We start from the raw sequence: 25,600 nt of genomic DNA, 5'->3' as shown, positions 1-25,600 counted from the left end.
CGTTTAATCCCAGCCGGGGAGCGGCGAATATTCGTGGGGCAGAAGGGATGCCGGACGACGTGCGGGATAACTGACTGATTTCCGCGCTCATTCGCTGACGATAGTGCCGGGGCAGGCCTCAGGGCAGGCGCAGCGGTATCCCCTGCTGTGCCAGCCAGTTTTGTAATGCCTGATCGGGCGCGCTGTCGCTCACCAGCAGATCAAAGCGCTGCAGCTCGGCGATGCGGGCGGGCAGCACTTTGCCATATTTACTGCTGTCCGCTACCAGCACCGACTTTCGGGCGCGCAGCATGGCGTGATGTTTCATCATCAGCTCATTGGTGTTGTAGCAGGTCGCCCCCTGCTCTTTGTCGATGCCCGCCGCAGAGATAAAGGCCAGCGTCGGACAGAGATCGTCCAGAATGGTGTGCACGCCAATCGGCGTAAACAGCGCATTGTCGGCATGAAATTCACCGCCGCTGAGAATCACATTACAGGCCGGTTTCTCTTTCAGGGTCAGAAAGGTGTTCATGGCACAGCAGATGGCGGTAAATGACAGCGTGTCAGGAATGGCATCAACGATATAGGGCAGGGTCGTACCGCAGTCAAAGAAGACCGTATCGTTCTCGCTGATCAGGCTGGCCGCCGTCTGCGCCAGCCGCTGCTTTCTGGCAGCATTCTGACCATGCTGATCGCTGACAAAATAGTGGCCGGCATGACTTTTCGGATCGCTGACGATGTAGCCACCCAGCAGGACCACGCTGGAACCCGGCTCGGTTAAATCGCGGCGAACCGTCATCTCTGAGACGCCCAGCAACTGGGCCGCATCTTTCAGATGCAGTTTGTCGGTGCGTTTAAGCGCCTGCGTCAGCTTGTGAATGCGTTCGTCGCGCCGGGTTTCCATGGTCATCTCTGTTACCTGTCCTGCAGTGCGGAGAAGGGACGCCAGAATCGACGTCGATACGCTACAAACCTCACAGATTTTAATGAGTTGCGTCTCATCCGCCAGGCTGGCAATCAATCTTACCCGCAATCGGTAAGAGCCGCAAACCTCCGCCATGTGCATTCAGGCCGATCGGCCCCGGCTGAGCTGAATGTTTTGCAGGGTTACGCGCAGCCCGACAGGGCAGTTTCAACAGGCCATCTTCTGGCTGCTGCTCCATCAGGTTCAACAGGGGACGACCTGTATTCTGCCCGCCACTCGCTGGCCAGAGGGAGCACGCTGATCGCCCTTGCGAACAGCGCCACTTCTCCGTCGAAACCGGCCTGCTCTGAGCCGGGTTTAAATCGCCACCAGGCCGCGCACACCCTCGGCTTCCATGCTGTCGCCGCGGCCACGCTGCACGATCTCCCCGCGCGACATGACCAGATAGCTGTCCGCCAGCTCCGCCGCGAAGTCATAAAACTGCTCCACCAGCAGGATCGCCATATCGCCCCGTTGCGCCAGCTGGCGGATCACCGCGCCGATCTCTTTGATCACCGAGGGCTGGATCCCTTCGGTCGGCTCATCAAGGATCAACAGCTGGGGCCGACAGGCCAGCGCCCGACCGATCGCCAGCTGCTGCTGCTGGCCGCCAGAGAGATCGCCGCCCCGGCGTGACTTCATCGCCAGCAGCACTGGAAAGAGCTGATAGATCTCCTCCGGCACTTCACGCGCCGCTGCTGCCGGAAAGCGCGACAGGCCCATCAGCAGATTCTCTTCCACCGTCAGACGCGGAAAGATTTCCCGCCCCTGCGGCACCCAGGCGATGCCCGCCTGCACCCGCTGGTGCGGCTTGCGGCCGTTCATCCGCTGCTGTTGCCACTGGATCTCGCCCGACTTCGCCGGAATCAGCCCCATCAGGCACTTCAGCAGCGTGGTTTTCCCCACGCCATTGCGCCCCAGCAGACAGGTAATTTCGCCAATCTTCACCTCAAATGACAGACCGCGCAGAATATGACTGCCGCCATAATATTGATTCAGTTCAGTAACCTGTAACATCTCAGCGCCCCAGATAAACGTCGATAACCTGCTCATTAGCCTGCACTTCGCGCAGCGAACCCTCGGCCAGCACCTGCCCCTGATGCAGCACCGTGACATGGTCAGCGATGGTCTCGACAAAGCCCATGTCATGCTCCACCACCATCAGGGAATGTTTGCCCGCCAGGCTGCGGAACAGCTCGGCGGTGTAGTCCGTCTCTGCGTCGGTCATGCCCGCCGCCGGTTCATCCAGCAGCAGCAGATGCGGCTCCTGTACCAGCAGCATGCCTATCTCCAGAAACTGCTTCTGTCCGTGCGACAGCAGGCCCGCGCGGCGCTGGCGTTCGCCGCCCAGCCGCAGCAGTTTCAGTACTTCATCAATCCGGTCACGCTGTTCGCTATTAAGGCGGGCGCGCAGGCTGGCCCAGACCGATTTATCGGCTTTGAGCGCGATCTCCAGATTCTCGAACACGGTTAACGCCTCAAACACCGTGGGCTTCTGGAACTTACGGCCAATCCCGGCGCGGGCGATCTCGACGGGTGAGAGACGGGTCAGATCGCTGTCCTGGTCATAGATCACGCGACCCGCGTCTGGCCGGGTTTTGCCGGTGATCACATCCATCAGCGTGGTTTTACCCGCGCCGTTGGGGCCGATCACGCAGCGCAGTTCACCGACGCCGATCTGCAGCGAAAGGTCAGTCAGCGCCCGGAAGCCCTCAAATGACACGCTGATCTTCTCCAGTTGCAGCACCGGATCGCGCTGCGCCCGGTGGCGATCCGCCAGCTGGGGTTGGGTAAACAGGGCATCACTCATTTTTTTCTCCGGCGCAGCAGGCCAATCACGCCATGCGGCAGAAACAGCGTGACCAGGATAAACATCAGGCCCAGGAAAAAGAGCCAGTATTCGGGGAAGGCGACGGTGAAGAAGCTGCGTGCGCCGTTAACAATTGCCGCGCCCAGCAGCGGACCAATCAGCGTGCCGCGTCCGCCCAGCGCCACCCAGATCGCCGCTTCTATCGAGTTAGCCGGTGACATCTCGCCCGGATTGATAATGCCGACCTGCGGCACATAGAGCGCCCCGGCCAGGCCGCACAGAACGGCAGAGAGTGTCCAGACAAATAGCTTGAAGCCGCGTGGATCGTAACCACAGAACATCAGGCGGTTTTCGGCATCGCGCACTGCCGTCAGCACCCGGCCAAACCTGCTGCGCGCCAGGGCGAAGCCGATCATCAGACTCAGCAGCAGCAGCAGCACGGTGGCGATAAACAGCCCGATGCGGGTGCCGGTCGCGGTCACCGAAAAGCCGAGCAGGGTGGTAAAGCCGGTAAAGCCGTTGTTGCCGCCAAAACCGGTTTCATTGCGGAAGAACAGCAGCATTCCGGCGTAGGTCAGCGCCTGCGTCATGATGGAGAAGTAGACGCCTTTGATCGTCGAGCGAAAAGCGAAGAAGCCAAACACCAGCGCCAGCAGGCCCGGCACCAGCATGCTCAGGCAGAGCGCCCAGGCGAAATAGTCGGTGCCGGCCCAGAACCAGGGCAGCTCACGCCAGGAGAGAAAGGACATAAAGGCGGGTAAGCCTTCCCCGGCGGCCTGGCGCATCAGGTACATGCCCATGGCGTAGCCGCCCAGCGCAAAGAACAGGCCGTGGCCCAGCGAGAGCAGTCCGGCGTAGCCCCACACCAAATCCAGCGCCACCGCGACCACCGCATAGCAGAGGATTTTGCCGACCAGCGTCAGGGTATAGGTAGAGATCGCCAGCGGATGCGTGGCGGGCAGCAGCGCCAGAAACGGCATCACCAGTAACGCCAGGGTGATCGCCAGGCCGATGCCGATCGTCAGGCGCGGCGCGGTGCGCGCCATGCGAAGCGTGATGGGTTGCGTCATCAGTCTGTCACCCTTCCTTTAACCGCAAACAGTCCCTGCGGACGTTTTTGAATAAACAGCACGATAATCACCAGAATCAGGATCTTACCCAGCACCGCGCCGATCTGCGGCTCCAGCACTTTGTTCAGAATCCCCAGGCTGAACGCGGCAACCACGGTGCCCGCTAGCTGGCCGACGCCACCCAGCACCACGACCAGGAACGAGTCGATGATGTAGCCCTGACCCAGCTCCGGTCCGACGTTTCCGAGCTGTGACAGCGCCACGCCGCCCAGCCCGGCAATGCCGGAGCCGAGTCCGAACGCCAGCATATCGACGCGGCCGGTCGGCACGCCGCAGCACTCCGCCATGGCGCGGTTCTGAGTCACGGCGCGCACGTTCATGCCAAGACGCGTCCGGTTCAGCAGCAGCCAGGTCAGCGCCAGCACAAACACCACAAACAGGATCACCGCAATGCGGTTCCACGGCAGCACCAGATTAGGCAGCAGCTGTAAGCCGCCGGAGAGCCACGACGGGTTCGCCACCTCCAGGTTCTGCGCTCCGAACAGCACCCGCACCAGCTGGATCAGCATCAGGCTGATCCCCCAGGTGGCAAGGAGCGTCTCCAGTGGACGGCCATAGAGATGGCGGATCACCGTGCGCTCCAGCGCCATACCGATGGCGGCAGTGACCATAAAGGCGACAGGCAGTGCCAGCAGCGGATACCAGGCTAAATAGTCCGGCGCAAACTGCTGAAACAGGCTCTGAACCCACCAGGTGGCGTACGCGCCGAGCATCAGCATTTCACCGTGCGCCATGTTGATCACCCCAAGCAGGCCATAGGTGATCGCCAGGCCCAGCGCGGCCAGCAGCAGGATGGAGCCCAGCGACAGGCCGCTAAATGCCTGTCCCAGCAGATCGCCCCACATCAGCCGCTTCTGAATCTGTTGCAGGCTCTCCGCCGCCGCTGCCCGCACCGTGGCGTCCGGCTCATTCGCGGGCTGCGTCAGGCGTTGCAGGCTGGCCTGCGTATTGGGATCGCTGGACTCACCCACCAGTTTTACGGCCCGCAGGCGCACCATCGGTTCGCCATCCGCCAGTTGCAGGTTCGCCAGCGCCAGCGCTAATGCGGCATGTACCCGGCTATCCTGCTCGGCGGCCAGACGCTGTTCCAGCAGCGGCAACTGGTCGGCGGTACCCTCATTCTGCAACTGCTGTGCCGCCCGCAGACGCAGGGCAGCATCACTGCTCACCAGCTGGTGGGCAGCCAGCGCGTTGTTCACCAGCACGCGCAGGCGATTGTTCATAAACAGCTTTTTCAGGTTACCCGCAGGTTGCGATACGGCGTCCAGCGGCTGCAGCGTCGAACCCTGCTGGCTGAACGGCTGTTTGTTCTGGTCGATGACCACGGTTTCGGCCTTCAGCGCTTCCAGCAGCGGCAGGCGATGGCTGTCCGGCGCGGCGGCCCACTGTTGCAACAGCGTGGCCTGCTGGCTGCGGCTGGCGGCGGCAAAGTCAGCCGCCGGTCCGGCGCTGGCAAACAGCGGCAGCAGCAGCAGCAGGCTGAAAAAGCAGCGACATAGATTCATAAAAGGAGCCTCGTTTGGGGAGGTCAGCACGGCAGCCGGATAACCGCTACCGTGCTGCTGCGTCACAGCGGGTGACGCTTTCTCATCAGCAACGCGCGCTTACTGCGCGGTCTTCACCGGGTGATCGGGCTTTTTGTCGTTACCGGCAATGTACGGGCTCCACGGCTGCGCGCGCACCGGCTTATCGGTCTGCCACACCACGCTGAACTGGCCGTTCTCTTCCACTTCGCCAATCATGACCGGCTTATGCAGATGATGGTTGGTCTGATCCATGGTCAGGGTAAAGCCATCCGGCGCTTTAAAGGTCTGACCGGCCATCGCTGCCCGCACTTTGTCCACATCGGTTGTGCCCGCTTTTTCCACCGCCTGCGCCCACATATGGATGCCAACATAAGTCGCTTCCATCGGGTCGTTGGTGACGACGGTAGCCGCATTCGGCAGGTTATGTGCTTTGGCGTAGGCGCGGTAATCGGCGACGAACTTCGCGTTGGTCGGATTATCGATCGACTCGAAATAGTTCCAGGCGGCTAACTGACCCACCAGTGGTTTGGTGTCGATGCCGCGCAGTTCCTCTTCGCCCACTGAGAAGGCGACCACCGGAATGTCAGTGGCTTTGATGCCCTGATTCGCCAGCTCTTTGTAGAACGGTACGTTGGAGTCGCCGTTGATGGTCGAGACCACCGCGGTTTTACCGCCTGCCGCGAATTTTTTGATGTTGGAGACAATGGTCTGGTAGTCGCTGTAACCGAACGGCGTGTAGACCTCTTCGATATCTTTGTCCGCCACGCCTTTGCTGTGGAGGAAGGCGCGCAGGATTTTGTTGGTGGTGCGCGGATAGACGTAGTCGGTGCCCAGCAGGAAGAAGCGTTTTGCGCTGCCGCCATCTTCGCTCATCAGGTATTCCACCGCCGGAATCGCCTGCTGGTTAGGCGCAGCGCCGGTGTAGAAGACGTTGGGTGACATCTCTTCCCCTTCATACTGCACCGGATAGAACAGCAGGCCGTTCAGCTCTTCAAACACCGGCAGCACCGATTTGCGTGACACCGAGGTCCAGCAGCCAAACACCACTGCCGCTTTGTCCTGGGTCAGCAACTGCCGCGCTTTCTCGGCAAACAGCGGCCAGTTTGAGGCGGGATCGACCACCACCGGCTCCAGCTTTTTCCCCAGCACGCCGCCTTTGGCGTTGATCTCATCAATGGTCATCAGCGCCACATCTTTCAGCGGCGTTTCAGAAATCGCCATGGTGCCGGAGAGCGAGTGCATGATCCCCACTTTGATGGTGTCAGCGGCCTGCGCACTCCAGGCAAAACTCAGACTGACAACGGTGGCGGAGAGCGCGAAAGCCTTGATCAACGAACGTCTTTTCATCATTTAAACCCCTGAGTGGTTGTTATGTTATTCGGTAAGCTGGAGCCGTGCCTGCTGGAGGCGGTGCAGGGTGATCTTCCTGACCTCTGCCTTACTGACGGCGATGTGATCGGTCAGGATGCGTTGCGCCTCGGTGGTCTGTTGCTGAAAAATCGCCTGTAAAATCTCTGCATGCTCCTGATAAGTGGCCCAGACGCGGTCATCGCGGGTGAAGTCGAGCCGGCGAATAATGCGGATTTTCTCTGTGAGTTCGGCGTGAATGCGCGCCATCTCCGGATTGCCCGCTGCCGCGACCAGCGTCATGTGAAACGCCTCATCGTGCTGCGACACCACCAGACCCTCGGTGAGCGCCTCTGCCTCACACCAGAACTGGTTCAGTTCGCTTAACAGCGCGGCACACTGCGGCGCGGGCAGAGCGCAGAGGCGTTTTACCGCCTCGCATTCCAGTACGGTGCGCAGGTCATACAGCGATTCGAACCAGGCAAAATCGAAGTTTTTGATCTGCCAGCCGCTGCGGAACCAGACTTCAACAAAGCCTTCGCGCTCCAGCCGGAACAGTGCCTGGCGCACCGGCGTGCGGCTGACCGCCATCCGCCCGGCGATTTCGCTTTCGCTGAAGCGGTCACCCGGCATCAGGCGAAAAGCGAAAATATCGGCCTTCAGCGCCTGATAGACCCGTTCAGCCAGCGCTTCCGGGCGCGCTTTGGGAGATTGAGGATGCGTTGTCATTGCCGCTCCTTATTCCAGCCACAGCAGGTTATCGCCAGGACTGACCGGACGGCCCGTCTGGCAGGCAATGCGCGTTATCCGACCGGCCTGCGGCGCGACAATCGCCAGCTCCATCTTCATCGCCTCGACGATAATCAGCGTCTGTCCTGCGCTGACCGCGTCGCCCGGCTGGACCAGAACTTTCCAGATGTTGCCATTGAGGTCCGCCTGCACCGCCAGCCCGGCATCATCCTTGTCGCTGACGCTGACTTGTGCCTCATCCGCCTCTGGTGCGCTCTGTTCTTCCTGCGCCCAGAGCTGAACTTCCTGTTCAAAGGCGGTGGACTGGCGCTGGCGGAACGCGGCAATCTCAGCGGCGTGGTCGGCGAGGAACTGCTGGTGGGCAGCAAAATCAAACTGCGTCTCTTCAATACGCAGGCTGGCACGGCCTTCGCGGAAATCGTCGCGCAACTGGTTCAGTTCGGTTTCACTCACAGGATAGAAGCGCACCTGATCGAAGAAGCGCAGCAGCCACGGCGCATCGGGCGCAAACTGCGGGTTTTTCAGGAAGGTGTTCCAGATGGGCAGCGTGCGGCCCACCAGCTGATAGCCGCCGGGTGAATCCATGCCGTAGATGCACATGTACATGCCGCCGATGCCGACGGTGCCTTCGGCGGTAAAGGTGCGTGCCGGACTGTATTTAGAACTCAGCAGGCGATGGCGAGGATCGATCGGCACGGCGCAGGGCGCGCCGAGGTAGACATCGCCCAGGCCCAGTACCAGATAGCTGGCGTCGAACAGAGTGTCACGCACCTCATCGCGGCTGCTCAGGCCGTTAATGCGCTGGATAAAGTCCACGTTGTTAGGCAGCCAGGGGGCGCTGGCGCGCACCGTCTCCTGATAGCGGCTGACGGCTCCCAGCGTGGCGCTGTCTTCAAATGCCATCGGCATCCACACCACGCGCGACGGGACTTTCAGCGTGCTGACATCGCCCAGCGTCGCTTCAAGCCTTAGCAGCAGTGACATCAGGGTGGACTGATGAATGATGCGGCTGTCGTAGCGCACCTGCAGTGAGCGCACACCTGGCGACAGCTCCTCGACGCCTGGCTCCGCCTGCGCCGTCAGTGCATTCATCAGCAGGTGTACGCGCAGGCGCAGCGCCAGATCCAGCACGTTGTCGCCATACTCAATCAGCACATATTTGTCGCCCGCCTGGCGATAGACCACCTTTGGCGTACTGCCGGTGGCTTCGATGGCGGCCAGAATCGTGGCGGAGCCGTAGGCGGTTTCGGCCAGCGACGGCACGGCAAAGGTCGGTGGATGTTCAGGCCGCAGGGTTTCAATCAGATGCATCTGCGCTTTTTCCCGCGCCAGCGCATCGTCTGCCGTAATCGGGTGGAAACGGATGGTGTCGCCAGGTTTAACCTGGCCCACTTTCCACAGCTCGGCTTTAGCGATGGTCACCGGACAGACAAAGCCGCCCAGGCTCGGGCCGTCGTGCGTCAGGATCACCGGGAAGTCGCCGGTGAAATTGACCGCGCCGATCGCATATTCACAGTCATGAACGTTGGAGGGGTGCAGGCCCGCTTCGCCGCCGTTGGCGCGGGTCCAGGTCGGTTTCGGACCAACCAGCCGCACGCCGAGGCGATTGGAGTTGTAGTGCACCTGCCAGTCACTGGCAAAGAACTCATCGATGGCGGCCTGGGTGAAGAAGTCTGGTGCGCCGTGCGGGCCGTAGAGCACGCCGATGCGCCATTCGGTGCCGTAGTGGGGAATCAGCGCCGCATCGAGCGGCTGCGGGTCGCTGACCGGAGCAGGCGTGGTGCAGGCTGCCCGTTCAGGCCGTGAGATCGCCAGCATATCGGCCACGCGCAGGGTACGTCCGGCGTGACCGCCAAACTGTCCCAGTGAAAAGGTGCTGCGGCTGCCCAGATACTCCGGCACGTCGAAGCCGTTGCGTACCGCCAGATAGCTGCGGCAGCCCTGCCGCGCGCGTCCCATCGTCAGCGTCTGTCCCGCTTTCACGGCCAGCGGCTGCCAGTAGCTGACCGGTTCACCATCAAGCTGCGCGTCGCAGTCTGCGCCGGTCAGCGCCAGAATAGCATCACAGTGGAAGCGCAGCGTCGGTCCCTGCAGAGTAAATTCCAGGCCTGCGGCTGATTCATGGTTACCAACGATGCGGTTCGCGAGCCGGAACGCGAAATCATCCATCGGGCCGGAAGGCGGCACGCCGATATCCCAGTAGCCGAGGCGGCCCGGATAGTCCTGAACCGAACTGAAGGTGCCGGGTTGCAGCACTTCCACCACGGAGGCGGCAGGGACGACGCTGTCGAGATAGCGCGTCCAGACGTTGCCACTGCGAAACGCGTCGCTGCTGGTAATCTGGCGCAGATAGTCGAGGTTGGTTGCAATGCCATGCAACTGCGTGGCATCCAGCGCCTGATGCAGCTTTTCCAGCGCCGCATCGCGGGTGTCGGCATGGACAATCAGCTTGGCGATCATCGGATCGTAGAAGCTGGAGACCTCACTGCCGGTTTCGATGCCGCTGTCGACCCGAACGCCGTCAGGAAAGGTGACGCCAGTGAGCAGGCCGGGGCTGGGCTGAAAGTTCTTCAGCGGATCTTCTGCGTAGAGCCGCACCTCAATGGCCGAGCCCTGTGGCGACTCCTGCAGACGTGACCAGTCCACCGCATCGCCCGCCGCCACCTGCAGCATGCACTCCACCAGATCGAGTCCGGTGACACATTCGGTAACCGGATGCTCCACCTGCAGACGGGTGTTCACTTCAAGAAAGTAAAAGGCCTGCTGGTCAACGTCGTAGATATACTCCACGGTGCCTGCGCTGCGGTAGTTGACCAGCTCACCGAGCCGTACCGCTGAGGCGAGCAGGGCGTCACGCGTCGCCTGCGACAGCCCGGGTGCAGGCGTCTCTTCCACCACCTTCTGATTGCGGCGCTGCAGGGAGCAGTCGCGTTCGCCCAGCGCCACCACGGTACCGGTGCCGTCACCAAAAATCTGCACTTCAACGTGGCGGGCGCGATCGATACAGCGCTCCAGAAACACGCCTGCATCACTGAAGAACTGCTCGCCCAGACGGCGCACGCTCTCCCAGGCGCTGGCGAGCGCACCGGCGTCGGCGCAGCGCGTCAGGCCAATACCGCCGCCGCCCGCCGTGCTTTTCAGCATTACCGGATAGCCAATGTTATCGGCGGCCTGTAACGCCTCTTCCAGCGAGGCGAGCAGCGGTGTACCAGGTGTCATTGGGACACCTGCACTGGCTGCCAGCTCACGGGCGCGGTGTTTCAGGCCGAACTCACCAATCTGCTGCGCGGTAGGGCCAACAAAGGCGATGCCCGCTGCGTCGCAGGCGTCAGCAAACGACTGGCTTTCAGATAGAAAACCGTAGCCCGGCCAGATCGCCTGCGCGCCACTTTGCCGCGCCGCTGCCAGAATTTTGTCGATACGCAGATAGCTGTCGCTGGCTTTGTCGCCACCCAGCGCGATAGCGATATCGGCCTGCTTAACGTGCTGCGCGTTGCGGTCAGCGTCGGAGTAGACCGCGACGCTTTTCACGCCGAGGCGTTTCAGGGTTCGGATGGCGCGACAGGCAATTTCGCCGCGGTTGGCAATCAGTACGGTGGTGAACATGATCAGTGACTCCCCTGTGATGCCAGCCAGTTGCGCCAGCCGCCCGTTTCAGTAATCTCCAGCGCGCTCTTCAGCGCCGAGCCTTCGCAGATAAAGCCTTTTACCACCCGGCCATCGGTCAGCGTCAGGTTGCCGATACCCAGTGGGGCGGGGATCTCCGCCACAAACTCGCCAAAACGCGCGACCGGGATATCCCACAGTTCAACGGCGATCGCAGCGCCCTGTTCGTCACGCATCAGGCCGGGCTTTTTGATCGCGCCTTCCAGCAGGGCGAAGAGGCGATAGTGTGGCGCGGTCTGCGTTTCTTCGACCCAGACGGCCTTGCGTTCAGTGAGCTGGAAATTAAGCGGCATGCCGGTCAGATGCGCGCCCACGACCGCCAGCCGGACGTGGTCGGGCGAAACGGGTAGAGAAGTGCGCCGGGCCGGGAAGGGCTGGCCGGTCGCGCCCAGCGGCAGAGCGAGCTGCTGCTGCCAGCGAAGACCAAATTCCGCCAGCGCCCGATCGTGCCAGGCAGGTGCAATCAGCGTGATACCCGCCGGGAGATCGTCGTTGCGGAACGGGCCGGGCAGCGCCAGCGCAGAGAGGTCGGCAAGATTGGTGAAGTTGGTATAGGTGCCGAAATGCGAGTTGTAGAGAATCGGCTCCTGCTTCATCTCCTCAAGGGTATGGATGGTGGGCGAGGTGGGCACCACCAGCGCATCAAACTGTGCCAGCGTCTGGTGTATCTGGCGCGTCAGCTCCGCCCGCAGATACTCCGCCTTATAAGCATCGACCGCGCTGTATTTCAGGCCGCTGGCGACGATCTCATGCACCACCGGGTCCATCTCCGCCGGACGATCGAGCATTCCGCCCACCGCCGCCGTGCGTTCGGCGACCCAGGCACCGTAATAGAGCTGTTCAGCCAGCTTGCTGAACGGGGTGAAGTCGATCGGGTGCAGCGTTGCGCCGCTCGTCTGTAATGCTTCCAGCGCCTGATCCCAGGCCGCTTCGGCCGCCGCATCATCAAAAAATTCCGGGTTCAAAGGTACAGCAAAATGGGGATGAACGGGCAGGCTGGCCGGGGCGGTGCGCGGATTCACGCGTGAATAGGCGTCACCGGCATCATAGCCGCCCATGATACTGGCGACGCTAAACGCATCTTCTGCCGTCAGCGCAAACACCGAAAGGGTGTCGTTGAGGCGACAGGCGGGCACCACGCCGCGCGCAGAGAACCAGCCTTTGGTCGGCTTGAGTCCGACTATATTGTTAAAGCCTGCTGGCACGCGGCCTGAACCGGCGGTATCGGTGCCCAGTGAAAAGGCGACCAGCCCGCGCGCCAGCACGGATGCCGAGCCGGAGCTGGAGCCGCCACTGACATAATCAGCATCAAAGGTGTTACTGACCGCACCATAAGGCGAGCGGGTGCCCACCAGACCGGTCGCGAACTGATCGAGGTTGGTTTTGCCGATGACGACTGCGCCAGCGGCTTTCAGTCGGGCGACGGCGACCGCGTCTTCGCTGGCGGTATAGGTAAAGGCAGGGCAGGCGGCGCTGGTGGGCCAGCCCGCCACATCAACGTTGTCTTTGACCGCAAAGGGCACACCAAACAGCGGCAGCGAGCCGGGATCGCGCTCATAGGCCGCCAGCAGTGGCGCAATCTGTGCCGCTAACTGATCCGGTGTCGCGAGATAGATCCAGGCATTATCGTTGGTGTCGAGTGCTGCCAGGTGTGCAGTCAGCAGTGAGGTTATCTGTTGCGGAGCATGTTGATAGCGCTGCTGCCAGGCGGGAAGGGTCAGGCCGAGGGTTGAAGTCATATGAAGAATTCCAGCTGGTATACAAGATGGGATTCAACAGAGCAAAGGATGTGCCACTTTTTAAGACGATGATTTAACAGTTTAATGCGTTCAGTGATAAGATTTTCTGATGATAATTTGCACAATGACGGCGCGTATGCTGTGCGATGACGGTGCGTTTAATGTCCGGGTGCGTAAATTTTGTGAAGAACATGGCAAGAGTCCGGTGGCCCGGTTAGCATAAAAGACTGTCTGGCAACTCGCCAGCGCCCAGCAACAGAGGAGATTTACGTGGTGAAGTGGCGTAACTGGATGATAGGGATCTGTCTGGTCGGTTCGGCCAGCAGCGCATGGGCCGATTCGCTGGATCAACAACGGCAACGTTATCAACAAATTAAACAGGCCTGGGACAGTAACCAGATGGCGACCGTGGATCAGCTGTTGCCGACGCTCCAGGATTATCCGCTCTATCCTTATCTGCAATATCGCCTGCTGGCACAGGATCTCGATCAGGAAACTACCCTGGCCGTGCAGAACTTTATCCGCCAGTATCCGACGTTGCCACCCGCACGCTCGCTCAGTACCCGCTTTATCAACGTGCTGGCCTGGCGTCAGGACTGGCAGGGCGTGCTGAACTTCAGCCCAACCGAACCCAAGCCGGTACAGGCACGCTGTAACTGGTATTACGCTAAATGGGCCACGGGTCAGCAGCAGGCCGCGTTTGATGGCGCGAAGCAGATCTGGCTACGCGGCACGGCGCTGCCCGCCGACTGCGATAAGCTCTTCTCGGTCTGGCAGGCTTCCGGTCAGGTTTCGCCTATTACCATCCTGGAACGTATCCGGCTGGCCATGAAAGCGGGCAACGACAGCCTGGTGAATTATCTGGCGAAGACGTTACCTGCTGACTATCAGACCATGTCTGACGCGATACAGTCCCTGCAACAGGATCCGTTAACGGTCAGCACCTTTGCCAGCGCCGTCGGGCCAACCGACTTCACCCGTCAGGCCACGATTTACGCCTTTACGCGCGTGGCGCGGCAGGATATGGAAAATGCCCGCAGCCTGATTCCGATACTGGTCCGGGCGCAGAAGATGGGACCGGAAGATGAGCAGGCGCTGAAAGAGATTGTGGTCTGGCGCATGATGGGCAGCGATCTCACCTCTGAGCAGGCGCGCTGGCGCGATGCGGTGGTGATGAACAGTGAGTCGACCGCGCTGGTGGAACGCCGGGTGCGTCTGGCGCTTTCTCAGCACGACAGACGCGGTCTGAACACCTGGATCGCCCGTCTGCCGCTGGAAGCCAAAGAGAAAGATGAGTGGCAGTACTGGCAGGCTGATCTGCTGTTTGAGAAAGATCGCAAAGAGGAAGCGGAAGAGATCCTGCGCAAGCTGATGCAGGCGCGTGGCTTCTATCCGATGGTGGCCGCCCAGCGGCTCGGCGTTGACTACCCATTGCAGGTCGATGACGCGCCGAAGCCTGACAGTGCCACGGTGCAGGGACCAGAGCTGGCCCGCGTGCGCGAACTGATGTACTGGGGGCTGGATAATCTGGCACGCAGCGAATGGAGCAATCTGATTGCCAGCCGCAGCCACTCGCAGCAGCAGATGCTGGCGCGTTACGCCAATGAGCAGGACTGGTGGGATCTCAGCGTACAGGCGACCATCACCGCCAAAATGTGGGACAGCCTGAAAGAGCGTTTCCCGCTGGCGTGGCAGAGCGTCTATGAGCGTAACACCGAGGTTAAACAGATCCCGCCGAGCTATGCGATGGCGATTTCGCGTCAGGAAAGCGCCTGGAACCCGAAAGCGCGATCCCCGGTCGGTGCCAGCGGTCTGATGCAGATTATGCCGGCCACGGCGGCGCATACCGTGAAGATGTACAACATTCCAGGCTACAGCAACACCAGCCAGCTGCTGGATCCGGAAACCAATATCCAGATCGGCACCCAGTATCTGGAGTATGTCTATCAGCAGTTTAACCAGAACCGGATTTTCGCCTCCGCGGCCTATAACGCCGGTCCGGGCCGGGTGCGAAGCTGGCAGAAAACCAGTGCAGGTAATCTCGACGCCGTCGCGTTTATTGAGACCATTCCGTTCTCTGAAACGCGCGGCTACGTGAAGAATGTGCTGGCGTATGACGCCTACTATCGTCACTTCATGGGTAAGCCTGACAAGATCCTGTCAGATGCTGAGTGGAATCGCCGTTACTAGCTGTGCTAAGCTTCCGTACTCTTTAGTGAGTACGGAAGCCTCTTCATGACCCATTCTGATTCCCCTTCTACCGATGCGCATCCCCCAGAAGATAGCTGGCAACGCTTTGTCGTGCTGATGCAGCAGGCCTTTGCCGATGGTCATGCCTTGCCACTGATGCAACTGATGATGACGTCTGATGAGCGGGAAGCATTCGGCACCCGACTGCGGATTATCGAAGAGTTGATGAACGGCGAAATGAGCCAGCGTGAGCTGAAAAATGAACTCGGCGTCGGCATCGCGACGATTACCCGCGGCTCTAACAGCCTGAAAGAGGCGCCGCCAGAGCTGAAACGCTGGCTGGAAGCGCATCTGGGACGTGTCTGATTACTGCTGATAGAGCGGATGGACGAACGGGCAGAGCGCCAGAATCAGTGCCTGATGATAGACACTGGAGCGGCTGAGCAGGCCGTTGGTGAACGCACCGATAGCACCCCCCTGGTGTTTGATATTATCGATGCCGGTTAAGTGCGCCATCTCTTCGCCCAGCTCACGGCCTTCGCGCAGGCCTGCCAGCACGACTGGCGGCAGGGTAAAACTGGCCGAGCGCGATTCACCGCGCTGCTTCTGGTTCTCCACCACCATCCAGGCAAATGCGGTGTCATCTTCGATGCCTGCCTCAATCGCCACCCAGAACGCCGCTTCAGGCCGGACCTGGCGGGCATTCATCACACGCTGACGTGCGCCTGTTCGCGTTTCCAGATGGGTTAACGGTTGTGCTGCTACGCCGCTATCGACCTCGACCCCTTCAATATGGCAGGATCCCTCGCCGAAAACGTCGCTGAAAGCCTGAGCAATCGCGTGAATCTTCGCTGGGTTGGTTGTGGCTGCGACAACATGGTACATAATTGATTGAACCCTCAGGTGATTAAGAGCCTGGCCATCAGGCGATTTTACGGGCTGGTCTGAACCTGAGCAGTGCCACGATCCTCGCGTACTCCGTGTACGCCGGGTTATTCCGCGCGCTCCGTGTCCAGACTGCCTGCAACAATGACGCCTGATGGGGCAGGCTCTGAGACGATTTTTGTCGCAGTATAACGGAAACTAACATGCTACAGGTCTATCTTGTTCGTCACGGTGAAACGGTATGGAATGCGGAACGCCGCATTCAGGGGCAATCCGACAGTCCGCTGACGGAAAAAGGTGAGCAACAGGCTTATCAGGTGGGTGAGCGCGTCAAACATCTGGGCATCACGCACGTGATTGCCAGCGATCTGGGGCGTACGCGCCGTACCGCGGAGATTATTGCGGACGCGTGCGGATGCGCAGTGACGCTGGATCCGCGGCTGCGTGAACTGAATATGGGCGTGCTGGAGAAGCGTCCGCTGGATGGCTTAACGGCGGAGGAAGAGCAGTGGCGCGCCACGCTGGTCAACGGCACCGAAGGTGGTCGTATTCCAGAAGGCGAGTCGATGACGGAGATGGCGACCCGCATGCACGCTGCGCTGAATGCCTGCCTCGAACTGCCTGCCGGAAGCCGTCCGCTGCTGGTGAGTCACGGTATGGCGCTGGGATCGCTGGTCAGTACGATTCTCGGTCTGCCCGCGTATGCGGAACGTCGCCTGCGACTGCGTAACTGCTCAATCTCTCGTGTCGATTATCAGCAGAGTGCCTGGCTGGCAGAAGGGTGGATTGTGGAGACGGCGGGGGATATTTCCCATCTTGATGCGCCTGCGCTCGACGAGCTGCAACGCTGATGTCGTGAACGCTGCCGTCTGATGACGGCAGCGTTCACCTTAGCTGGCGACGGGCTGGCGGCGAATAGGGATCAGATATTCGCACCGGATCTCAGTCGGTGGCTCGCTACGCTTTTTACCACCATGAGTATAAAAGCGTTCGATGTCCTGTCCCTGACGACGGGTCAGTCCCAGCGTTGGCATGCAGGTGCCGTAGAGCAGCAGGATAAACTCCTGCAGATTGACGCGCGGGCCGGTGTAGGTGAACTGCACGTAATCGCCCGCTTCCAGAATAACACTCTGGCCGGAGTGCAGGTTTACCGCGCTGTCAGCAGGCACCGCCGTAGTGTAGAGAATCTCCTGCTCATCATCTTTCTCCTGGCTGGCACGCACCTGATGAAGGCCATACAGCACCGGCGGAACCGTGTCCGTTTCCAGCAGGAACTGCTTCCAGAAGTGAATTCGCATCTCGTCGCGATAGCTGGAAATCTGCTCCAGAATACAGGTGTAGTTCTGGGTTTGTCCTACCAATACCGTTTCCGGCAGGGTAACGAAAGTGGGTTCTGGCTGCGTCTCATCGTCCAGCCGAATCGGGGGACGAATACCGAATGAGTTCCAGTCGGAAGCGCGACGATACCAGGCCGGTGTCTGAGCAAACTGCTTTTTGAATGCGCGAGTAAAAGTTTGCTGTGAATCAAAACGATACTGCAGTGCGATGTCCAGAATCGGGCGACTGGTCAGGCGCAACGCGACAGCCGCTTTCGACAGACGACGCGCACGGATATAGGCACCTATTGCGTGACCGGTTACGTCCTTGAACATCCTTTGTAAATGCCATTTAGAGTAACCGGCTTTCTGGGCAACATTGTCCAGTGAAAGGGGTTGATCCAGATGGCTCTCCAGCCAGACAAGCAAATCGCGAATGATACCGGCTTGGTCCATAAAACATCCTCATACTCTGGTGGTGCAGCTAAACGCATTCGAAGAATATTAGCACTCATTGCTCAAAAGACGTGGGCCGTTTTCCGGGGAAGGTTGTGCTAAATCAGTACGGGCTTTAACCCGTTTTAGTTTGGTCATTAATTCGATTGACAGTACATTACATTCTCATCTATTCCATTTGCAATGGTAACTCCATGACAATAACGCGTCTTATGATCGCTGCGCTGACCACGCTGACCTTTTCCAGCCCGCTGCTTGCCGAACAGATTGGCTCTGTTGATACGGTGTTCAAGATATTCGGGCCTGACCACAAAATCATTGTTGAAGCATTCGATGACCCGGACGTTAAAAATGTAACCTGTTATATCAGCAGGGCGAAGACCGGCGGTATTAAAGGCGGACTGGGGCTGGCAGAAGATACCTCTGATGCCGCGATTTCCTGTCAGCAGGTAGGTCCGGTCGAACTGAGTGATAAAATTGCGCAGGGCAAAGCGGAGGGCGAAGTGGTCTTCCGCCAGCGTACCTCTCTAATCTTTAAGAAGTTGCAGGTTGTACGCTTCTTCGACAAAAAGCGCAATGCTCTGGTCTATCTGACCTACTCCGATAAAGTGGTCGACGGCTCACCGAAAAATGCGCTCAGCGCCGTGCCGATTATGCCGTGGCGCTGATTAAACGGCCGTATTGAGCGCAAAAAAAACGCCCGCAGGGGCGTTTTTTTAGTTATCGCATCTGACAGCTGATTAATCCTGCAGATCACCACAGAAGCGATAACCTTCACCATGGATGGTGGCGATGATCTCAGGCGTGTCCGGCGTAGATTCGAAATGCTTGCGGATACGACGGATGGTGACATCAACGGTGCGATCGTGCGGCTTAAGGTCGCGACCGGTCATTTTTTTCAGCAGGTCGGCACGGGTCTGAATTTTGCCTGGGTTTTCGCAGAAGTGCAGCATGGCGCGGAACTCACTGCGTGGCAATTTGTAGTGCTCGCCGTTCGGGTTGATCAGTGAGCGGCTGTTGATATCCAGCTCCCAACCGTTAAATTTATAACTCTCAACCTGACGGCGCTCTTCACCTGGCATCGCCAGGTTCATGGTGCGCGACAGCAGGTTGCGGGCACGAATCGTCAGCTCACGCGGGTTAAACGGTTTGGTGATGTAGTCGTCAGCGCCAATTTCCAGACCGAGAATTTTATCGACTTCGTTGTCACGTCCGGTCAGGAACATCAGGGCGACATTGGCCTGCTCACGCAGTTCACGGGCCAGCAACAGGCCGTTTTTGCCGGGCAGGTTGATGTCCATGATGACCAGGTTAACGTCATTGTCGGTCAGCACCTGATGCATTTCAGCACCATCAGTCGCCTCGTACACCACATAACCTTCCGCCTCAAAAATGCTTTTGAGGGTATTACGCGTGACCAGTTCGTCTTCAACGATAAGAATGTGCGGGGTCTGCATGTTTAGCTACCTAAAATTTGCCAACAAATTGAAAACAGGGCGTACAGCGGTATGGCGTTCTCCATCATCGAGAGCGGCGGGCCGCGCTGAACCGTTGTACGAAATCATATTTTGATAAGCCATCTATCAACGTCAACAACAGGTTTAGCTCAGCCAGTCAGGATGAAAATTGCATGCCCCGGGCGTTAATGATAATGGCGCATATCCTAACTGTATTAACAGCAACCTAACAGCACCAACTACAACCGATAAGCATAAAAACAACGCTTCGTTGACTTATATCAAATGCAATTGTAGCACGTTAACACTTTTGTGAAAAACTTCTCGCAGATTGCCTGTTTAGCTCACAAAAAGCATCATTTACGTTACATTTATTACGCTTGTGACCCAAAATGAAACCAGTTGGTAATCACATTCTATCTCTTTGAAGTTAAATATATTAATAACGATTTCTTTAATAAGGCGGGTTTCGGCGATAAAAATATTCAGGACATCACTTTTTACTGGTTTTAACATTGTTAACACCCGATTTTCTTATTACCTTCTGACAACTGAATCATTAACAGCCATGTTAATATGGCGTTATGTAAATGGACCAATGGAATAAATATGCTTTTTCCCCTGATTCTCGTCTCGCCCGCGCGGCCAGAAAATATCGGCGCTGCGGCGCGTGCCATGAAAACCATGGGGTTCAGCCAGCTGCGCATCGTTGCCAGCGACGCCTGGCAGGATCCGGCAGCGCGGCGGGTAGCCCATGGCGCAGGTGAGATCCTCGATAATGTTCAGACCTTTGCTACCCTGACCGAGGCATTAGCGGATATCGATTTTTCGGTCGCGACGACGGCACGCAGCCGGGCAAAGTTCCGTTATTACGCCACACCAGAGCAGGTTGAAACGCAACTGCTGGAAAAGCGTCAGTGGGTCAACAGTATGGCGCTGGTGTTTGGCCGCGAAGATAGCGGGCTGACCAACGAGGAGCTGGAGCAGGTCGATCTGCTGACCGGCATCCCGATGGCAAATGATTATCCCTCACTGAATCTCGGTCAGGCAGTGATGGTTTACTGCTATCAGCTATCGAAGCTGAATCAGGTCGAAGCGCCGGTAGCGTCCGTTGCCGACGGGCAGCAGCTGCAGGCGCTGCGTCAGCGTTTCCATCAGCTGCTGGCGCAACTCGACGTCAGTGATGATGAGAAGCTCTCAGACTGGATCGATCAGCGAGTGGGTCTGCTGGAACAGCGTGACAGCGCGATGCTGCATCGTCTGCTGCACGATATTGAAAAAAAACTCACAGATAAATCCTCGGCAAAAAGCTGATTTTACAGCAACAGATCGCAGGAAATTTCTGCATTGCAAACGATCGAACAGTGTTTTGCGGTTTGACCGGAGGCTGTGCGCAGTGGTGGAAATCTATCCGCCAGACAAATCGGGTTGACTTAATGTGCGCTTTGCTTTACTTCTGGAAGCAAGACGGACAGACAAAAACAGACAGAAAATAAATCTAAATGCGTAAAATCAGCCTGAACACCACAATTATTACCACCACCATTACCTCAGGTAACGGTGCGGGCTGACGCATACAGGAAAAACAGAAAAAAAGCCCGCACCTAAACAGTGCGGGCTTTTTTTTCGGCTTAAATTCAGGAGAGTTAATATTATGCGAGTGCTGAAATTCGGCGGGACCTCGGTAGCGAATGCGGAGCGTTTTCTTCGCGTCGCTGACATTCTGGAAAGCAATGCGCAACAAGGACAGGTTGCAACCGTGCTCTCTGCACCTGCGAAGATCACTAACCATCTGGTGGCGATGATTGAAAAAACTATCAGTGGTCAGGACGCTTTGCCGAATATCAGCGACGCCGAACGCATCTTCAGCGAGCTGCTGCAGGGGCTGGCAGCCGCGCAGCCGGGCTTTGAGTTTGATCGACTGAAAACCCGCGTGGACCTGGAGTTTGCGCAGCTGAAGCAGGTACTGCACGGCATCAGCCTGCTGGGGCAGTGCCCGGACAGCGTCAACGCAGCGATTATCTGTCGTGGTGAAAAACTCTCGATTGCAATCATGGAAGCGCTGCTACAGGCGCGCGGTCATGAGGTCAGCGTGATTGATCCGGTTGAGAAATTGCTGGCGGTCGGCCACTACCTCGAATCCACTGTCGATATCCCTGAATCAACCCGCCGTATTGAAGCGAGCCAAATCCCGCCGCAGAACATGATCCTGATGGCGGGCTTTACCGCCGGCAACGAGCGCGGTGAGCTGGTGGTGCTGGGCCGCAATGGCTCTGATTATTCAGCGGCTGTGCTGGCCGCCTGTCTGCGCGCCGACTGCTGCGAAATCTGGACCGATGTGGATGGCGTTTATACCTGCGATCCGCGCCAGGTGCCGGATGCGCGCCTGCTGAAATCGATGTCCTATCAGGAGGCGATGGAGCTCTCCTATTTCGGGGCCAAGGTGCTGCATCCCCGCACCATTGCGCCCATCGCGCAGTTCCAGATCCCGTGCCTGATCAAAAACACCGCCAATCCGCAGGCGCCCGGCACCCTGATTGGTGCCGAAGGCGCGCAGGATGAAAATCCGGTGAAAGGCATCACCAACCTGAATAACATGGCGATGGTTAACGTCTCCGGTCCCGGCATGAAAGGGATGGTCGGAATGGCGGCCAGAGTCTTTGCGGCGATGTCGCGCACTGGCATTTCCGTGGTGCTGATCACCCAATCCTCGTCTGAATACAGCATCAGCTTCTGCGTGCCGCAGAGCGAGCTGGCGCGGGCGCGTCACGTGCTGGAAGAGGAGTTCTATCTTGAGCTGAAAGATGGCCTGCTGGATCCGCTGGGTATCATTGAAAACCTCGCGGTGATTTCGGTGGTGGGCGATGGCATGCGTACCCTGCGTGGCATCTCAGCAAAATTCTTCTCGGCGCTGGCACGTGCGAATATCAATATCGTGGCGATTGCGCAGGGCTCCTCTGAGCGCTCCATTTCGGTGGTGGTGAATAATGACGAAGTGATCACCGGGGTGCGCGTGGTGCATCAGATGCTGTTCGCCACCGATCAGGTTATCGAAGTTTTTGTGGTGGGCGTCGGCGGCGTCGGCGGTGCGCTGCTGGATCAGTTACATCGCCAGCAGGCGTGGCTGAAGCAGAAGCATATCGACCTGCGGGTCTGCGGCATCGCCAACTCGCATGCGCTGTTAACGAATGTCCACGGCATCGATTTAAGCAACTGGCAGGCGGCACTCGCCGAAGCGAAAGAGCCGTTCAATCTCGGACGCCTGACCCGTCTGGTGAAAGAGTATCACCTGCTTAACCCGGTGATTGTGGATTGTACCTCCAGCCAGGCCGTTGCCGATCAGTACGCGGATTTCCTCAGCGAGGGCTTCCACGTGGTAACGCCGAACAAAAAGGCGAATACCTCCTCCTGGAATTACTATCAGCAGATGCGCGCCGCCGCCGCCAAATCACGACGTAAATTTCTTTATGATACCAACGTCGGTGCCGGACTGCCGGTCATCGAAAACCTGCAGAACCTGATGAACGCGGGTGATGAACTGCTGCGCTTCTCCGGTATCCTTTCGGGATCGCTGTCGTTCATCTTCGGCAAGCTGGACGAAGGGATCTCGCTGTCGCAAGCCACTAACATGGCGCGTGAGATGGGCTTCACCGAGCCCGATCCGCGTGACGATCTCGCTGGCACTGATGTGGCGCGTAAGTTGCTGATCCTGGCACGCGAAGCAGGCCATCAGCTGGAGCTGAGTGATATTGAGATTGAGCCGCTGCTGCCCGCCAGCCTGGTCGACATTCAGGATGTGGAGCAGTTTATGCAGCGTCTGCCTGAGCTGGATAACGCCTTTGCCGACCGCGTCGCACAGGCACAGAATGAGGGCAAAGTGCTGCGCTACGTGGGCGTGATTGAAGAGGGCGGCGTCTGCAAAGTGAAGATCGACGCCGTTGACGGCAACGATCCGCTCTATAAAGTAAAAAACGGCGAAAATGCGCTGGCGTTTTACAGCCGCTACTATCAGCCAATTCCGCTGGTGCTGCGCGGATACGGTGCAGGAAATGATGTCACAGCGGCCGGTGTTTTTGCCGACCTGCTGCGCACGCTGTCATGGAAGTTGGGAGTTTAATCATGGTAAAAATTTACGCACCGGCCTCGATTGGTAACGTCAGCGTCGGCTTCGATGTGCTGGGCGCGGCGGTTTCGCCGGTAGATGGCTCCCTGCTGGGTGACTGCGTCTCCGTTGAAGCGGCAGAACAATTTTCACTGACCAACGCCGGACGTTTTGTCAGTAAGCTGCCCGCCGATCCTAAAGAGAATATCGTTTATCAGTGCTGGCAGCGTTTCTGCGAGGCGATTGGCAAAGAGATCCCGGTGGCGATGACCCTGGAGAAGAATATGCCTATCGGCTCCGGTCTGGGCTCCAGCGCCTGCTCGGTGGTGGCAGGTCTGATGGCAATGAACGAATTCTGCGGCAAGCCACTCAGTGACAGCACGCTACTGACGCTGATGGGTGAGCTGGAAGGGCGAATCTCCGGCAGCGTACATTATGATAATGTCGCGCCCTGCTTCCTCGGCGGCATTCAGCTGATGCTTCAGGAGAATGACATCATCAGCCAGGCGGTGCCAGGCTTTGACGACTGGCTGTGGGTGATGGCCTACCCAGGCATTAAAGTGTCGACTGCCGAAGCGCGCGCCATTTTACCGGCGCAATACCGCAAAGAAGACTGTATCAAACATGGCCGGCTGCTGGCCGGCTTCATTCACGCCTGTCATACGCGTCAGCCGCAGCTGGCCGCTAAACTTATGCAGGATGTGATTGCCGAACCTTACCGGACCCGGCTGCTGCCAGGCTTCGCCGAGGCGCGGCAGGCCGCGAAAGAGATTGGTGCACTGGCGTGCGGCATCTCCGGCTCTGGTCCGACACTTTTCGCCGTTTGCAATCAAATGGAAACGGCACAGCGGATGGCTGACTGGCTGAGCCAGCACTATCTGCAGAATGATGAAGGCTTCGTCCATATCTGCCGTCTCGACACGGCTGGCGCACGACAATTGGGATAACGCATGAAACTCTACAATCTTAAGGATCACAACGAGCAGGTCAGCTTCGCCCAGGCGGTGAAACAGGGGCTGGGATCGCAGCAGGGTCTGTTCTTTCCGCTGGAACTGCCAGAGTTTGAACTGACCGACATCGACGCGATGCTGGAGATGGATTTTGTCAGCCGCAGCAGCAAAATTCTCTCGGCTTTTATTGGTGACGAGATTCCGGCCCATCAGCTGCATGAGCGTGTTAAAGCCGCTTTTGCTTTTCCGGCCCCGGTGAAACAGGTCAGCGAAGATATCGCCTGTCTGGAGCTGTTCCACGGTCCGACGCTGGCGTTTAAAGACTTCGGTGGCCGTTTCATGGCGCAGATGCTGTCATATGTCTCAGGCTCAGATGAGCAGATCACCATTCTGACCGCCACCTCCGGTGATACCGGCGCGGCCGTGGCGCACGCCTTCTACGGCATGAAGAACGTGCGCGTGGTGATCCTCTATCCGCAGGGAAAAATCAGTCCGCTACAGGAGAAACTCTTCTGTACCCTGGGTGGCAACATCCAAACCATCGCTATCGACGGTGATTTTGATGCCTGCCAGTCGCTGGTCAAACAGGCGTTTGATGATGAAGAGCTGAAAAAGACAATCGGCCTGAACTCGGCGAACTCTATTAACATCAGCCGCCTGCTCGCGCAGATCTGCTACTACTTTGAAGCAGTCGCGCAGCTGCCGCAGGAAAAACGTAATCAGCTGGTGGTTTCTGTGCCAAGCGGCAACTTTGGCGATTTGACGGCAGGTCTGCTGGCGAAATCGCTGGGTCTGCCGATCAAACGCTTTATCGCCGCCACTAACGCCAATGACACGGTGCCGCGCTTCCTTGGCAACGGCGAATGGCAGCCTAACCTGACGGTCGCGACCCTGTCGAATGCGATGGATGTCAGCCAGCCGAACAACTGGCCGCGTGTGGAAGAGCTGTTCCGCCGTAAAACCTGGCGCTTAACCGATCTCGCCTGTGGTGCGGTCTCTGATGAGACCACGCGCGCCGCAATGCGTGAACTGGCTGAGATTGGCTACGTTTCCGAGCCGCATGCCGCCATCGCCTGGCGTCTGCTGCGCGATCAGCTGCAGGAAGGGGAATATGGTGTGTTCCTCGGTACCGCACACCCTGCGAAATTCCGCGAAAGCGTGGAAGCGATTCTTGAACAGACTCTGACATTGCCGCCAGAGTTAGCGGAGCGCGCTGACCTGCCGCTCCTGTCGCACAAGATGAAGGCGGACTTCGCCTCACTGCGGGCGTTCCTGCTGAAGTAGTTCTGTAAATGGCTTCCCGGCGGGAAGCCCATTTACAAAGAGTACATTA

General features: G+C 58.6%; 21 protein-coding genes and 1 other annotated feature. Of the genes, 9 read left to right on the top strand and 12 right to left on the bottom strand.

The genetic code is table 11. From position 1 onward, the window contains the following. Positions 1–118: 118 nt before the first annotated feature. From deoR to atzF, 9 genes are all read right to left on the bottom strand, one after another. On the bottom strand, positions 119–883 hold the full coding sequence (deoR, locus tag F3I44_RS09215; protein WP_150011013.1) for a DNA-binding transcriptional repressor DeoR: 765 nt from the start codon (positions 881–883) through the stop codon (positions 119–121). Between the two features lie 378 nt (positions 884–1,261). Next, the gene (urtE, locus tag F3I44_RS09210) at positions 1,262–1,960 is read right to left on the bottom strand and encodes an urea ABC transporter ATP-binding subunit UrtE (protein WP_150010933.1); all 699 of its coding nucleotides are present in this window, start codon (positions 1,958–1,960) and stop codon (positions 1,262–1,264) included. Position 1,961: 1 nt separating this feature from the next. Then, positions 1,962–2,753: an urea ABC transporter ATP-binding protein UrtD gene (gene urtD / locus F3I44_RS09205; RefSeq protein WP_150010931.1), complete on the bottom strand. Its 792-nt coding sequence runs from the start codon at positions 2,751–2,753 to the stop codon at positions 1,962–1,964. Then, entirely contained in the window at positions 2,750–3,823 is a 1,074-nt protein-coding gene (gene urtC / locus F3I44_RS09200) for an urea ABC transporter permease subunit UrtC (RefSeq protein ID WP_150010929.1), read from the bottom strand. The genes urtD and urtC overlap by 4 nt, the downstream gene beginning before the upstream one ends. Continuing rightward, positions 3,823–5,388, bottom strand: a complete 1,566-nt coding sequence (gene urtB / locus F3I44_RS09195; protein ID WP_150010927.1) for an urea ABC transporter permease subunit UrtB — start codon at positions 5,386–5,388, stop codon at positions 3,823–3,825. The genes urtC and urtB overlap by 1 nt, the downstream gene beginning before the upstream one ends. Before the next feature lie 99 nt (positions 5,389–5,487). Then, positions 5,488–6,756, bottom strand: a complete 1,269-nt coding sequence (gene urtA, locus F3I44_RS09190; protein WP_150011011.1) for an urea ABC transporter substrate-binding protein — start codon at positions 6,754–6,756, stop codon at positions 5,488–5,490. Positions 6,757–6,783: 27 nt separating this feature from the next. After that, a complete protein-coding gene (locus F3I44_RS09185; protein ID WP_150010925.1) occupies positions 6,784–7,485 on the bottom strand; it encodes a GntR family transcriptional regulator in 702 nt (233 codons plus the stop codon). 9 nt (positions 7,486–7,494) lie between these two features. After that, positions 7,495–11,112, bottom strand: a complete 3,618-nt coding sequence (gene uca / locus F3I44_RS09180) for an urea carboxylase (RefSeq protein WP_150010923.1) — start codon at positions 11,110–11,112, stop codon at positions 7,495–7,497. Positions 11,113–11,114: 2 nt separating this feature from the next. Continuing rightward, positions 11,115–12,911, bottom strand: coding sequence for an allophanate hydrolase (gene atzF, locus F3I44_RS09175; protein WP_150010921.1), 1,797 nt, complete (start codon positions 12,909–12,911; stop codon positions 11,115–11,117). 270 nt (positions 12,912–13,181) lie between these two features. Between atzF and sltY the strand changes: the two genes are divergently transcribed. Next, complete coding sequence (sltY, locus tag F3I44_RS09170; protein WP_150010919.1) at positions 13,182–15,101, top strand: murein transglycosylase; 1,920 nt, start codon at positions 13,182–13,184, stop codon at positions 15,099–15,101. Positions 15,102–15,146: 45 nt separating this feature from the next. Next, the gene (gene trpR / locus F3I44_RS09165) at positions 15,147–15,467 is read left to right on the top strand and encodes a trp operon repressor (protein ID WP_150010917.1); all 321 of its coding nucleotides are present in this window, start codon (positions 15,147–15,149) and stop codon (positions 15,465–15,467) included. Here the strand turns inward: trpR and yjjX are convergent, their stop codons facing one another. Then, entirely contained in the window at positions 15,468–15,986 is a 519-nt protein-coding gene (gene yjjX, locus F3I44_RS09160; protein ID WP_150010915.1) for an inosine/xanthosine triphosphatase, read from the bottom strand. A gap of 203 nt (positions 15,987–16,189) precedes the next feature. On the opposite strand from yjjX, the gene gpmB reads away from it, so the two are divergent. Then, on the top strand, positions 16,190–16,837 hold the full coding sequence (gene gpmB / locus F3I44_RS09155; RefSeq protein WP_033731471.1) for a 2,3-diphosphoglycerate-dependent phosphoglycerate mutase GpmB: 648 nt from the start codon (positions 16,190–16,192) through the stop codon (positions 16,835–16,837). Positions 16,838–16,876: 39 nt separating this feature from the next. Here gpmB and robA read toward each other — a convergent pair whose 3' ends face one another. Continuing rightward, positions 16,877–17,758, bottom strand: coding sequence for an MDR efflux pump AcrAB transcriptional activator RobA (gene robA / locus F3I44_RS09150; protein WP_150010913.1), 882 nt, complete (start codon positions 17,756–17,758; stop codon positions 16,877–16,879). A gap of 194 nt (positions 17,759–17,952) precedes the next feature. Here robA and creA point away from each other — a divergent pair, with 194 nt between their 5' ends. Then, a complete protein-coding gene (gene creA, locus F3I44_RS09145; protein ID WP_150010911.1) occupies positions 17,953–18,426 on the top strand; it encodes a protein CreA in 474 nt (157 codons plus the stop codon). 72 nt (positions 18,427–18,498) lie between these two features. Here creA and arcA read toward each other — a convergent pair whose 3' ends face one another. Then, positions 18,499–19,215, bottom strand: coding sequence for a two-component system response regulator ArcA (gene arcA, locus F3I44_RS09140; protein ID WP_010253677.1), 717 nt, complete (start codon positions 19,213–19,215; stop codon positions 18,499–18,501). Positions 19,216–19,824: 609 nt separating this feature from the next. Between arcA and F3I44_RS09135 the strand changes: the two genes are divergently transcribed. The 5 genes from F3I44_RS09135 to thrC all read left to right on the top strand — a co-directional run bounded on the left by F3I44_RS09135 (position 19,825) and on the right by thrC (position 25,551). Then, entirely contained in the window at positions 19,825–20,529 is a 705-nt protein-coding gene (locus F3I44_RS09135) for a tRNA/rRNA methyltransferase (RefSeq protein WP_150010909.1), read from the top strand. Between the two features lie 188 nt (positions 20,530–20,717). Next, positions 20,718–20,786 (top strand): thr operon leader peptide, encoded by a 69-nt coding sequence (gene thrL / locus F3I44_RS09130; protein ID WP_071822204.1) that lies wholly within the window; start codon positions 20,718–20,720, stop codon positions 20,784–20,786. Then, positions 20,725–20,843 (top strand) — a sequence feature (Thr leader region). (Overlaps the previous gene by 62 nt.) Positions 20,844–20,869: 26 nt before the next feature. Next, a complete protein-coding gene (thrA, locus tag F3I44_RS09125; protein ID WP_150010907.1) occupies positions 20,870–23,332 on the top strand; it encodes a bifunctional aspartate kinase/homoserine dehydrogenase I in 2,463 nt (820 codons plus the stop codon). A 2-nt stretch (positions 23,333–23,334) separates the two neighbouring features. Beyond that, positions 23,335–24,264 carry a homoserine kinase gene (gene thrB / locus F3I44_RS09120; protein ID WP_013356712.1) on the top strand — a complete coding sequence of 310 codons (930 nt, stop codon included), beginning with the start codon at positions 23,335–23,337 and terminating at the stop codon, positions 24,262–24,264. Between the two features lie 3 nt (positions 24,265–24,267). Next, entirely contained in the window at positions 24,268–25,551 is a 1,284-nt protein-coding gene (thrC, locus tag F3I44_RS09115; protein ID WP_150010905.1) for a threonine synthase, read from the top strand. Positions 25,552–25,600: the final 49 nt, after the last annotated feature.

This window comes from Pantoea sp. F_5 (assembly GCF_008631595.1).
GTDB classification, from domain to species: Bacteria; Pseudomonadota; Gammaproteobacteria; order Enterobacterales; family Enterobacteriaceae; genus Pantoea; species Pantoea gossypiicola.
Note: the sequence above shows the minus strand (reverse complement) of the source record. Positions and strands in the feature narration are given on the sequence as shown.

Excerpts from the sequence above, each read along its gene's own strand:
- thrB (WP_013356712.1), top strand. The coding sequence starts at position 23,335 with ATGGTAAAAATTTACGCACCGGCCTCGATTGGTAACGTCAGCGTCGGC.
- urtC (WP_150010929.1), bottom strand. The coding sequence starts at position 3,823 with ATGACGCAACCCATCACGCTTCGCATGGCGCGCACCGCGCCGCGCCTG.
- urtE (WP_150010933.1), bottom strand. The coding sequence starts at position 1,960 with ATGTTACAGGTTACTGAACTGAATCAATATTATGGCGGCAGTCATATT.
- deoR (WP_150011013.1), bottom strand. The coding sequence starts at position 883 with ATGGAAACCCGGCGCGACGAACGCATTCACAAGCTGACGCAGGCGCTT.
- arcA (WP_010253677.1), bottom strand. The coding sequence starts at position 19,215 with ATGCAGACCCCGCACATTCTTATCGTTGAAGACGAACTGGTCACGCGT.
- atzF (WP_150010921.1), bottom strand. The coding sequence starts at position 12,911 with ATGACTTCAACCCTCGGCCTGACCCTTCCCGCCTGGCAGCAGCGCTAT.
- thrA (WP_150010907.1), top strand. The coding sequence starts at position 20,870 with ATGCGAGTGCTGAAATTCGGCGGGACCTCGGTAGCGAATGCGGAGCGT.
- urtB (WP_150010927.1), bottom strand. The coding sequence starts at position 5,388 with ATGAATCTATGTCGCTGCTTTTTCAGCCTGCTGCTGCTGCTGCCGCTG.
- trpR (WP_150010917.1), top strand. The coding sequence starts at position 15,147 with ATGACCCATTCTGATTCCCCTTCTACCGATGCGCATCCCCCAGAAGAT.
- urtA (WP_150011011.1), bottom strand. The coding sequence starts at position 6,756 with ATGAAAAGACGTTCGTTGATCAAGGCTTTCGCGCTCTCCGCCACCGTT.
- robA (WP_150010913.1), bottom strand. The coding sequence starts at position 17,758 with ATGGACCAAGCCGGTATCATTCGCGATTTGCTTGTCTGGCTGGAGAGC.
- uca (WP_150010923.1), bottom strand. The coding sequence starts at position 11,112 with ATGTTCACCACCGTACTGATTGCCAACCGCGGCGAAATTGCCTGTCGC.
- urtD (WP_150010931.1), bottom strand. The coding sequence starts at position 2,753 with ATGAGTGATGCCCTGTTTACCCAACCCCAGCTGGCGGATCGCCACCGG.
- gpmB (WP_033731471.1), top strand. The coding sequence starts at position 16,190 with ATGCTACAGGTCTATCTTGTTCGTCACGGTGAAACGGTATGGAATGCG.
- thrC (WP_150010905.1), top strand. The coding sequence starts at position 24,268 with ATGAAACTCTACAATCTTAAGGATCACAACGAGCAGGTCAGCTTCGCC.
- yjjX (WP_150010915.1), bottom strand. The coding sequence starts at position 15,986 with ATGTACCATGTTGTCGCAGCCACAACCAACCCAGCGAAGATTCACGCG.
- F3I44_RS09185 (WP_150010925.1), bottom strand. The coding sequence starts at position 7,485 with ATGACAACGCATCCTCAATCTCCCAAAGCGCGCCCGGAAGCGCTGGCT.
- F3I44_RS09135 (WP_150010909.1), top strand. The coding sequence starts at position 19,825 with ATGCTTTTTCCCCTGATTCTCGTCTCGCCCGCGCGGCCAGAAAATATC.
- creA (WP_150010911.1), top strand. The coding sequence starts at position 17,953 with ATGACAATAACGCGTCTTATGATCGCTGCGCTGACCACGCTGACCTTT.